This window comes from Curtobacterium sp. 9128, from assembly GCF_007673775.1.
Lineage (GTDB): Bacteria > Actinomycetota > Actinomycetes > Actinomycetales > Microbacteriaceae > Curtobacterium.
Genome location: NZ_VEAF01000017.1, coordinates 1 through 414 on the forward strand (window position 1 = coordinate 1; position 414 = coordinate 414).

At 54.8% G+C, this 414-nt stretch carries 1 rRNA gene; it reads left to right on the forward strand.

Annotation, left to right across the window (positions count from 1 at the left end):
- Window positions 1–42: 42 nt before the first annotated feature.
- A 23S ribosomal RNA gene (locus FS641_RS18305) occupies window positions 43–414 on the forward strand; the annotation flags it as partial.

A 414-nucleotide genomic window follows, 5' to 3' on the forward strand; every position in this document is an offset into this window, starting at 1 on the left:
GGGTGGTCGTGTTGTCGAGTCGATCGCAATTTTAATCTTTGTGGTCAAGTTTCTAAGAGCAAACGGTGGATGCCTTGGCATCTGGAGCCGAAGAAGGACGTAGAAATCTGCGATAAGCCTCGGGGAGCTGATAATCGAGCTGTGAGCCGAGGATTTCCGAATGGGGAAACCCCGCCAGGCGACTTGTCGACCTGGTGACTCCCGCCTGAATATATAGGGCGGGTAGAGGGAACGTGGGGAAGTGAAACATCTCAGTACCCACAGGAAGAGAAAACAACATGTGATTCCGTGAGTAGTGGCGAGCGAAAGCGGATGAGGCTAAACCGATCATGTGTGATAGCCGGCGGGCGTTGCATGGTCGGGGTTGTGGGACACGTCGCTCAGTTCTGCCGGACTGGGGCGGTTACAGCGCAT